The 9,683-nt window shown below is 40.2% G+C and carries 13 protein-coding genes; 1 reads left to right on the forward strand and 12 read right to left on the reverse strand.

All coding sequences use genetic code 11. From position 1 onward, the window contains the following. The 9 genes from dtd to ACH2DQ_RS16520 form a co-directional block, all read right to left on the reverse strand. Positions 1 to 338: D-aminoacyl-tRNA deacylase (gene dtd / locus ACH2DQ_RS16480; RefSeq protein ID WP_395027468.1), on the reverse strand; the 338-nt coding region annotated here is incomplete at its 3' end. Between the two features lie 21 nt (positions 339 to 359). Continuing rightward, a complete protein-coding gene (locus tag ACH2DQ_RS16485) occupies positions 360 to 989 on the reverse strand; it encodes an AAA family ATPase (RefSeq protein ID WP_394911262.1) in 630 nt (209 codons plus the stop codon). A gap of 80 nt (positions 990 to 1,069) precedes the next feature. Further along, positions 1,070 to 1,981 (reverse strand): RluA family pseudouridine synthase, encoded by a 912-nt coding sequence (locus tag ACH2DQ_RS16490; RefSeq protein ID WP_394911263.1) that lies wholly within the window; start codon positions 1,979 to 1,981, stop codon positions 1,070 to 1,072. Beyond that, positions 1,982 to 2,518, reverse strand: a complete 537-nt coding sequence (lspA, locus tag ACH2DQ_RS16495; protein ID WP_394911264.1) for a signal peptidase II — start codon at positions 2,516 to 2,518, stop codon at positions 1,982 to 1,984. Beyond that, entirely contained in the window at positions 2,511 to 3,635 is a 1,125-nt protein-coding gene (aroB, locus tag ACH2DQ_RS16500) for a 3-dehydroquinate synthase (RefSeq protein ID WP_394911265.1), read from the reverse strand. Before aroB ends, lspA begins: the two co-directional genes overlap by 8 nt. A 13-nt stretch (positions 3,636 to 3,648) precedes the next feature. Continuing rightward, entirely contained in the window at positions 3,649 to 4,422 is a 774-nt protein-coding gene (locus ACH2DQ_RS16505) for an RNA-binding protein (protein WP_394911266.1), read from the reverse strand. A gap of 8 nt (positions 4,423 to 4,430) precedes the next feature. Beyond that, on the reverse strand, positions 4,431 to 5,015 hold the full coding sequence (locus tag ACH2DQ_RS16510) for a cell division protein SepF (protein ID WP_394911267.1): 585 nt from the start codon (positions 5,013 to 5,015) through the stop codon (positions 4,431 to 4,433). Between the two features lie 29 nt (positions 5,016 to 5,044). Next, complete coding sequence (locus tag ACH2DQ_RS16515; protein ID WP_394911454.1) at positions 5,045 to 5,737, reverse strand: YggS family pyridoxal phosphate-dependent enzyme; 693 nt, start codon at positions 5,735 to 5,737, stop codon at positions 5,045 to 5,047. 108 nt (positions 5,738 to 5,845) lie between these two features. Beyond that, positions 5,846 to 7,351 (reverse strand): HlyD family efflux transporter periplasmic adaptor subunit, encoded by a 1,506-nt coding sequence (locus ACH2DQ_RS16520; protein ID WP_394911268.1) that lies wholly within the window; start codon positions 7,349 to 7,351, stop codon positions 5,846 to 5,848. Between the two features lie 121 nt (positions 7,352 to 7,472). Between ACH2DQ_RS16520 and ACH2DQ_RS16525 the strand changes: the two genes are divergently transcribed. Further along, positions 7,473 to 7,685: a DUF378 domain-containing protein gene (locus ACH2DQ_RS16525; protein WP_027294080.1), complete on the forward strand. Its 213-nt coding sequence runs from the start codon at positions 7,473 to 7,475 to the stop codon at positions 7,683 to 7,685. Positions 7,686 to 7,751: 66 nt separating this feature from the next. On the opposite strand, the gene ACH2DQ_RS16530 is transcribed toward ACH2DQ_RS16525, so the two are convergent. The 3 genes from ACH2DQ_RS16530 to mgsA form a co-directional block, all read right to left on the reverse strand. Then, complete coding sequence (locus ACH2DQ_RS16530; RefSeq protein WP_394911269.1) at positions 7,752 to 8,171, reverse strand: twitching motility protein PilT; 420 nt, start codon at positions 8,169 to 8,171, stop codon at positions 7,752 to 7,754. 78 nt (positions 8,172 to 8,249) lie between these two features. Next, complete coding sequence (locus ACH2DQ_RS16535; RefSeq protein ID WP_394911270.1) at positions 8,250 to 9,314, reverse strand: D-alanyl-D-alanine carboxypeptidase family protein; 1,065 nt, start codon at positions 9,312 to 9,314, stop codon at positions 8,250 to 8,252. Continuing rightward, positions 9,298 to 9,683, reverse strand: a 386-nt coding sequence (gene mgsA, locus ACH2DQ_RS16540) for a methylglyoxal synthase (protein ID WP_395027472.1), incomplete at its 5' end; no start/stop codon positions are given. The genes ACH2DQ_RS16535 and mgsA, both read right to left, overlap by 17 nt.

The following is a 9,683-nucleotide window of genomic DNA, read 5'->3' on the forward strand; positions in this document are numbered from 1 at the left end:
CATTCTGCAATGATGTATTCATACAACTCTTCTGCCATCTTTGGTTCTCCGGCTTCTATGAAACTCGGGCGGTTGCCCTTCTTACAGTTTGCGTATAGCGTAAATTGTGAAATCAGCAGCAGGCTTCCACCTACATCCTTTAAAGACAAATTAGTCTTGCCGTTTTCGTCTTCAAAAATGCGAAGCCCCGTCATTTTCTTTACCAGTGCATCCGCTGTTTGCCGGCTGTCTGTCTGGCTGATGCCAATCAGGACAAGGAAACCTTTTTCGATGGATCCAATGACCTGGGAATCAACTTTTACGCAGGCATTTGTCACTCTTTGAATTACAAATTTCATCTTACGTGGTGCCCTTTCTGATTACGCTCTGCTTTCTTTGATTTTGACGAAGCTTAATAGCTCTTCAACAGTGCCGTCAATACCAAGAAAACCGCTGTCTATGCAAAGATGATAACCCGTTGCTTCGCCCCACTTTTTACTGGAGAAGTAATTGTAATAGCTGGCACGTTTTTTATCTGTTTTGATAATCATATCTTTTGCTTTTGCATTTGTCAGATCATATTTTTTAGCAATTCGGTTAACTTTTTGATCCATACTTGCATGAATAAAGACGTTGATACAATCCGGGAAGTCTGCTAGTGCATAGTCTGCGCAACGGCCGACGATTACACATGGACCTTCTTTGGCGATATCTTTAATAGCATTGAACTGTGCCAAAAATACTTTGTGGTTTATTGGCATATCTGAGAATGCTGCTGATGAATATCCCATGGAATAGGTATCCATAACCAGTGAATATAAGAAACTGTTTGTTGGTTTCTCATCATGATTTTCAAATAATTCCTGACAGATGCCGCTGTCTTTCGCTGCTCTGTCCAGAAGTTCCTTATCGTAGCACTTGATGCCTAAGGAGTCTGCCAGCTTCATACCAATTTCTTTACCGCCACTGCCAAATTCTCTTCCGATTGTTATAATTGATTTACAAGCCATACAAAACACATCCTTTCTACGTTTGCTTTATGTTTCTATTATAAAACAATTTTGGTACAATGTATACTAATTTCACTTAATTAATATAATTTTTTCAGTAAATTTATAAAATACTCCGGCAGAGGTGCCGTAAATTCCATATAACTATTTTTTCTTGGATGTATAAATCCCAGGATCATGGCATGGAGTGCCTGACCTTCCAGATGGTATGGACACTTTGCCGGACCGTATACATCGTCCCCCAAAATGGGATGTCCAATGCTTTTCATATGGACACGAATCTGATGGGTACGGCCTGTTTCCAGCTGGCATTCAATATAGGTGAAATTGGAGAAGCGCTGGCACACGTGGTAATGGGTGACGGCTGACTTTCCGTTTTTATAGTTTACCGCCATTTTTTTCCGGTCTGTGGGGTGCCTGCCAATGGGCGCATCCACTACGCCGTCATCTTCTTTGAGAACTCCGTGAACGATTGCCCGGTATCTCCGGTTAATAGAATGTTCTTTTAACTGTTCTGCAATATGATTGTGTGTAAAGTCATTTTTGCATACCAGCAGGGAGCCGGTGGTGTTTCTGTCAATGCGGTGTACGATGCCGGGGCGCATAACGCCATTGATTCCGGATAATTCATTGCGGCAATGAAACATCAGGGCATTTACCAGGGTATGACTGTAATGTCCCGCACTAGGATGTACAACCATGTCTTTTGGTTTATTTACCACGATTAGGTCTTCATCTTCGTATAAAATGTCCAGAGGAATGTCTTCCGGCTGGATATTTACTTCTTCCGGTTCCGGTACGGAAACGCTGATTACATCGCCGGAAGCAACCTTATAATTTGCCTTAACCGTTTTTTCATTCACTTTCACATCTTCTGATTTCAGCAGCTTCTGAAGATAAGAGCGTGACTTCTCTACCATATGAACTGACAGATATTTATCAATCCGAACCCCATTATCTTCTTCGGATACAGTAAAATATATGCTTTCCATCTAGTTCTCCTCTTTTGATGCAGTTTTATGCCGAAGGGAGAGACAGGCAAAGTCTTCTTCTTTATAATAGAAAAAGATCAGGATGATCAGCAGAATCAGGGAGACAACCACATAACAGTCCGCTACATTAAAGATCGGGAAGTCAATGAGGGAAAAGTAGAAAAAGTCAACTACAAACCCATTTACAACACGATCGATCATATTACCAACTGCACCTGCGCCAAGGAGAACGCCGGTAATGCGAAGCCACAGATAATGCTTATCGACCGGAAATTTCTGAAAACAGTAGCCGATAAAAGCTAAAATAATCACAGCCATGATCAGAAACAGCCATCGCTGGTTTTGAAACATGCCAAATGCAGCTCCCCGGTTCTCCAGATACTGCAATTCAAAGACACCTGGAATCAGTACGATAGGATCCTGTCCGGCAAGATTGGATACAGCCAGATATTTAGTGAATTGATCCAGTATCAATAATAAAGCGAATGCGATAATGCCCACTACCCAGCATATTAATTTTTTGTTATTTTTATTCATTTTCATCCTCTATTTCTGCATTTAAAAAGTCAATTGCAGCCAATATTTCTTCATCGGTTACTGTTTTGTCAATATAAGCTTTGCCAATTCCTTTTAATAATATAAACTTGATCTGTCCGGCCTCCATCTTTTTATCCAGTTTCGTTGCGTTTAGAACTTCTTTGGAATCCAGACCGGAAAAAGATACCGGAAGATCAAATCCCACATTCATATCCCGGATTTCAAAAAATTCTTCGGTACTGATCAGTTCCCTCTTCCAGGAAATATAAGCTGCAGCAACATAACCCAGGGCTACGCACTGGCCATGGAGCAATTCAAAATTCTTCAGTTTTTCTATGGCATGTCCGATGGTATGCCCGAAATTTAACAATGCACGGTCCCCTTTTTCATAGGGATCCTGCTCTACCACCTGGCGTTTGATCTTACAGCTGATTTCTACCATATCCTGAAGTATCTGGCTCTCCCGTTCGGTGATCTCGCTCATTCGTTCTATGACCCATTCGTAGTATCCGGCATCTTTGATTAAGCCATGTTTTAGAATTTCACCCATTCCGCAGTAGAACTGCTCATCTGGCAGGGTTTTTAAAGCGGACATATTCATGTATACCATTTTAGGCTGATGGAAAGCACCCACCATATTTTTATAACGGTCAAAATCCACTCCGGTTTTACCGCCGATACTGCTGTCCACCTGTGCTAAAAGTGAAGTGGGAACCTGAATAAAGGAAATACCCCGCAGATAGGTTGCGGCTGCGTATCCGGTGAGATCGCCCACTACACCGCCGCCTAAGGCAACCAGCATGTCTTTCCGGTCAAAATGTTCTAAAATAAGATGTTCATATAAATTACGAACGGTGTCCAGTGTCTTGTTTTCTTCACCGGCCGGAAAGGTGAAGACCGTAACGGAAGCGCAAACTTTTTCCAATACGGAAGTAACGGCAGCAGTGTAAAGCCCGCCAACATTGGAATCCGTTACGATACAGAGTTTTCTTGTTTTTATATCCAGTTTCGTTAAATAACATCCTAATTTTTCAAAGTCGTGTTCAAAGTGTATCTGATAAATTTCTTTTCCTTCTTTATGTACCGGAAGGCTTTTATGTTCTGCTGTATATTTCATAAGATGGTTTCTCCTAAATATATTTTTCGATTTCAACAAAGGTTCGCCCTTTTTTTGACTGTGACAGTTCGCTGGCATAACGGAAACGACCGTATCCTCTGGCTGATATTATGTCGCCTTCTTTTAACGTGTAGCCATTGGAGGTAATCATTTTACCATTAACAAAGATTTTACCGGCTTCAATTAAAGATACAAGACTGCTTCTGGAAGTTTTAAAAGCAAGCGCCAGAAGGGCGTCCAAACGAATGGAAGCTACTGATCCCTTAATGATTTCTGTTTTTGGACTGTAATCCAATTCTGAAAAGGGAACCGGCTTACAGGATATAACCGTATGCTTAATACGTGTCAGTTCTTTGCATATAAATTCAGACATTCCTTTACAACAAAAAAGATAGGCAGACTGATCTGTCACCAGAATGTCTCCTATTTTACTACGTTCTATTCCAAGATTTAATATGGCGCCTAAATAATCCCTGTGGCTCAGCACATCTGCGAATTTCTGGTTTAAAGGTGCAATTTGTATGCACGCTATGGGGAATTGATCCGGTATTTCATCATCCGGACACAAAGAAAAAGCATCAGGAATAAAGGCTGCCATCTGACGCTCTGCGAGTTCATAACCACCAAAAGTTTTCCAGTTAATATAGGAAAACTTTTGGACGGAACTATGAAAAATATTCAGTTCATTCAGATTCATAAAATCACTGTACAGTGTGATCCCTTTTGATAAAGCCCGGTCAGCCAGGTCTACCAGCCGCTTTTGAAATAATTCTTCTTCTTTATTCATAATGAAACCTAATAATTTGTGTGAATAGAAGGTACGTCAAATGCTCCGCTTAAAATTTCCTGAAAATCACCGGATACATCTACACCCGATGGAGTTATAATGAAAATGTAATTGCTAATCTTCTGTAGATTTCCATTGATCGCATAACAGGAGCCAGAAGCAAAGTCTATGATTCTCTGGGCAATATCCAGATCTAATCCTTCCATATTTAATACTACTGTGCAGCTTGCAAGAAGTGTCTCCGTGATTTCTCTTGCATCTTCCATGCTTCTTGGTTTAATTACACATACCTCCATACCAATCCCTGTCTTTCTGGGACGCATAGGGGATACTTTACTGCTTGTGCTTTGCTGCTGATGAACAGGTTTCACCTTCTGCGTCCCTTTATTTTGACTCTTCATTTTTGGAACCTGAGCGGACCTGTTATCATAATCGTCATAGTCATCATAGTCTTCTTCTTCTATTTTATTAAAGAAACGCTTTTTCGGACGTTCTTCCTCATAATCGTCGATTTCATCATCTAAAAAATCATCATCGTCGTAATCGTCGTCATTTAACTTCATTGCATTTAAGAACTTATCCAAAACACTCATTATAAATCTCCTATCTTCCTATCGTTTTATCATTTCACGTAATTTCTTTCACCAAAGATGCCTGTCCCAACGCGTACCAGAGTTGCACCTTCCTCAATGGCAATTTCGTAGTCACCAGTCATGCCCATACTCAAATTGCACATATTAACATTATCAATGTTTTTGCTTTTTATGTCAACATATAATTTTCTTAAATTTGAAAAATATACCCTGTTTCGTTCAGCTTTTTCGACAAAAGGTGCAATAGTCATCAGACCTTCCACCTTGAGATTAGGGAGTTTCGCCGCCTGACGCACCAATTCTTCCGTTTCTTCCGGGGAGACGCCAAATTTCGAATCTTCTCTGGAAATATTTACCTCAATCAGCACCGGCATGATAAGATCCAGTTTCATGGCCTCCTGCTGGATGGTTTCCGCCAGCCGCAAGCTGTCTACGGAATGAATCATGCAGGCTTTATCGATAATATATTTTACTTTGTTTCTCTGGAGGTGTCCAATCATGTGCCATTTCAGATTCTTGGGAAGTACTTCGTACTTATCCCTCAGTTCCTGTGGCTTGTTTTCGCCAAAATCAATGACTCCCTCGTCCATGATTTCTTCGATCATGGAAACGGGTTTTGTTTTACTCACTGCAATTAAAGTAACTTCCCTGGCGTCCCGCCCTGCTCTTTGGCATGCTGCCTCTACCCGTTTTTGTACATCATATAAATTTTCTTTTAACATCATTGATTCCTCCTGTTTCTTGACAATATCTTTCTGATAATGCTCCTGCTAGTAAAACGCTGTACGAACAGTCCATACACTTACACTTCTATATGGTTTTTTAGTTTTTTAATAAACGATATCTTCATCATTTACGGTATCTGCATTCAGTACAATACGGTCATATTGAGAAAGACCATATGACGAACCTGCTTCTACAATACAATATTCCTCATTCTCATCAATAATCTTGATTTCCCTGAAAACGGCGTAACCTTTGTTGATATTATAAACGCCCTGCAGACTTCCGGTTCCGGATACCTGATATTTTTTAGAAGAATCTTTCTTCAATATATAGTCGCCTACTTTGAAAAGCGTTGTGCCTACATAATATTCTTTATCTGTTTTTTCATAAACCGTTGCAGTTATGTATTTCGTTACGGTTTTTCCGTCTTTCCCCACGCTTTCTTTCAGAATACTTACTTCATTATCGTTTTCTTCATTTTCTGTCACAAATTCTTTTGGGATTTTAAAGAACTGTTTTTCTGCAATCGCACTTTTCGGTATCTTAAGTCCGGTCTCTCTGTTTAATACCAGTTCGATATCTACAAAACGTTCTCCCGCATAACGAATGACAGAATTACTGATGTCCAGCTTTCCGTAGGAGTTATCACCATTTTGTAAGATGGAAAAATCGGCATTAAAGGCAGTACCATCTTTCAGAAACCGGAAGCGGACTGTGGTGTTATCGGAAAGTTCCGTCAACAGTTTTTTGTCCAGGGGAATAATCAGAGACCAGTTTTCGTCAGTTACCAGTTTGTATACGGCATCTCCGGTTTTTACGGATTTATTCAGGCGGAGATTCTGCTTATGATAGTTTTTTTGATCAAAAGATTCGGGTTTTATATCTTCTGCTGTCAGATTCTCATAACCATCTACCGCATATACTACGATGCCTTCCTGGGGAGCCTGATAGAGGCTTCCCAGAACGGATAGCTGACCGTTAGAATTCTCAAGGTCAGACAACGCTTTTTCATTTGCCAGCTCTAATACCGTACTTTCGGTATCTGCCTTAAAGTTGTAAACATTCTGAAAGGACATTTCGTCAAACCCGGTAGAAAAGTTTGCCATATTGCTGCGTACTTTCGATAAGCTTTTACTGTCCAGATAATCAACTGATTCTGTTTCTGCCGGTGCCGGGGCTGCTTCTGAAGTCTCAGTGCCGGATGATGACTCTGTTTGTCCATCTGCAGTAGTTGCGGCTTCTGATTGTTGCGCAGACTCGGTTGTAGCCAAAGTTGTGGCAGGCGTGGTTGTCTGAATTGCCCCGCCAATGGAATAAACGCTGTTTCCGGCGCCTACTTTTGAACCTTCCCGGGCATAATAATTAATATTGCCGGCTTGCTCGGCTGTTACAATTCTTTCGGCTTTTAATGCAAGAGCGCTGAATCTGTAGTTTCCTGACAGCGGACCTGCTGTTACTTCATAGGCAGTTACATGGGTACTGGTCAGATACATCACCATACAGATGATCATATATACAAAAACGATTCCAAACATCAAAGTACCGATATTAAATAAAGGAAAACGCTTCATTTTCGTAATTTTTTTACTTTTTTTCTTAATAGGCAACATTGTAGCCTCCCTTCCCGAACATTTTACCACGTTCATTTCGATTGGACAACCTAGATTTTTGTATAAAATTTAGTAAAATGGAAAAAATAGAAAATAACCACTATAAGGAGGTAAAAAGCAAATGAATTCTAAATGGTTAGATTATACTTCATTGACACTTGTGGTCATTGGCGCAATCAATTGGGGATTAATCGGATTCTTCAAATTCGACCTCGTAGCCTTTTTATTCGGCAACATGAGCTGGATTTCAAGAATTGTTTATGCTCTGGTTGGGCTTGCGGGATTATATATGATTAGTATCTACGGCCGCATCGGTCAGATGGGCAGAGATTAATCGTTACATGCCGCAAAAAAGGCTGGGTATCCAAAAAAGGACCCAGCCTTATATTCGTTCTATGTATTACAGGGAAGCGATAACTTTTGACTTTGCATTTTCAGGCAATTCATCAGCATCCACAGATACACTCAGCACAAACGTGATGTCGTAATTATCTCCAATACGTTCTAATTTTTTAAGAGTCTCTGTAATATCATCATTTTCCAATTTTGCAATCTTTAAGAAACTATCTAAATACATTTGTTCTAAATCGTTATCCTGAGAAATAATCCCATAAATAAATCCTACAAATTCATCACAATTCGTGATGGAATACTCCGCTGTATTAATTAAACGTACTTTGTTGTTTAATTCATACATATGCTTAGCACTTTTGTCTAAATAGACAATATTACCATGTACGGACTTGATTTCGGCATTCACCTTGTCGAGTAATAACTTTGTCTTGCCTTTTCCTTTTTGGCCTGCGATTATCTGTATCATTGTAATCTCCTCCTTCAGCTTCTTCATGCACGATTTTATATGTACAATTATACTGCATAAGTTTAGAAATTACAACATCTATTTGTTTATTTTAGACAATAAATCATTCATTTCAATATATAGTTGATCTTTGGTCTCTGCTCCCATAATTATTGAAATAAATGGGTTTCCATATGGGTCTTTACTCATCAGTGCAAGACATGCGCCGGCTTCATCTGTAGTACCTGTTTTTCCTCCGAATACAGTGACTCCTTCCGGTGCCTGTGCCAGTTTCATAAAGTAATGGTTGGTAGCATCCCATACACGTTCTACTTCTGTGTCATCTGCCAGCTTAAACTTGGCAACGTAACTCTTCTGGTTGATAATATCGCAGAAATCGTCGTATTTCAGTGCTTCCTGGAACATGAGATATACATCATAAATCGTAGTATAATGTTCCTCGTCCTGTAATCCGTGGGGATTGGTAAAATGCGTATTGGTAGCACCGATGTCATAGGCTTCCTGATTCATCATCTGCACAAACTCTTCCACACTTCCTCCGACGTGTTCTGCAATTGCCACACTGGCATCATTTCCAGATGCGATCATAAGGCCGTAGAGAAGCTGTCTTAAGGTGTATTTATCCCCTATCTGCAGATAACAGACGGAGGATTCCGGATCAATATCAAGAGCACTTTCATCAACGGTTATTACATCATCCAGGTTCCCGTATTTCAAAGCAACGAGTGCTGTCATAATTTTGGTCAGGCTGGCTGGATAAAGACGTTTATGGATGTCTTTGGAATACATGACTTTATGATTGGTCAGGTCAAACAATCCGGCACCTTTGGAAGTTAAATTAAGACCCTCCAGGGGTACGTCCGTACCGGTAACGCACAGATCCTGTGTAAACGGTGCTGCATAATTTGTTGTCTGAGCCTCTTCCCGCTGTAATCCAAGTGTTACCTGGTTACGGTCAAAAGGCATCACCAGTTCAGCATCCTTCTGGCCTTTTATAAGAAAGAAATATGCTAAAAAGCCCAGTATTACAAGTAAAACAACCAGTAAAACACAAAATGTGATTACGGATTTCATAGTTTGCCTGTTCTGCTTCTGATGCCGTAATTCTCTTGGGGTTAATTGTTTATTACTTGTACATTTCACGCCACTCTAAATCTCCTCTGTCTAAAGATTTAATCAATAGTTCCGCAGTTGCAAGATTCGTTGCAAGAGGGATGTTATGGGTGTCACATAAGCGAAAAATATTTTTTACATCAGGCTCATGTTTTTTAGGAGACAATGGGTCTCTTAAAAAGATTACCAGATCAATCTGGTTATTTTCAATCTGTGCGCCCATCTGCTGCTCTCCGCCCAGATGTCCCGCCAGATATTTATGGATATTTAAAGAGGTAACCTCCTCAATCAGCCTTCCGGTGGTTCCTGTTGCGTATAAGTCATTTTTTACTAAAATCCCCCGATAGGCGATACAAAAATTCTGCATAAGTTTTTTCTTGGAATCATGTGCAATTAAGC

It is taken from the genome of Robinsoniella sp. (genome assembly GCF_034124845.1).

Excerpts from the sequence above, each read along its gene's own strand:
- ACH2DQ_RS16505 (WP_394911266.1), bottom strand. The coding sequence starts at position 4,422 with ATGAATAAAGAAGAAGAATTATTTCAAAAGCGGCTGGTAGACCTGGCT.
- ACH2DQ_RS16515 (WP_394911454.1), bottom strand. The coding sequence starts at position 5,737 with ATGTTAAAAGAAAATTTATATGATGTACAAAAACGGGTAGAGGCAGCA.
- ACH2DQ_RS16510 (WP_394911267.1), bottom strand. The coding sequence starts at position 5,015 with ATGAGTGTTTTGGATAAGTTCTTAAATGCAATGAAGTTAAATGACGAC.
- ACH2DQ_RS16520 (WP_394911268.1), bottom strand. The coding sequence starts at position 7,351 with ATGTTGCCTATTAAGAAAAAAAGTAAAAAAATTACGAAAATGAAGCGT.
- ACH2DQ_RS16530 (WP_394911269.1), bottom strand. The coding sequence starts at position 8,171 with ATGATACAGATAATCGCAGGCCAAAAAGGAAAAGGCAAGACAAAGTTA.
- ACH2DQ_RS16525 (WP_027294080.1), top strand. The coding sequence starts at position 7,473 with ATGAATTCTAAATGGTTAGATTATACTTCATTGACACTTGTGGTCATT.
- aroB (WP_394911265.1), bottom strand. The coding sequence starts at position 3,635 with ATGAAATATACAGCAGAACATAAAAGCCTTCCGGTACATAAAGAAGGA.
- ACH2DQ_RS16485 (WP_394911262.1), bottom strand. The coding sequence starts at position 989 with ATGGCTTGTAAATCAATTATAACAATCGGAAGAGAATTTGGCAGTGGC.
- lspA (WP_394911264.1), bottom strand. The coding sequence starts at position 2,518 with ATGAATAAAAATAACAAAAAATTAATATGCTGGGTAGTGGGCATTATC.
- ACH2DQ_RS16490 (WP_394911263.1), bottom strand. The coding sequence starts at position 1,981 with ATGGAAAGCATATATTTTACTGTATCCGAAGAAGATAATGGGGTTCGG.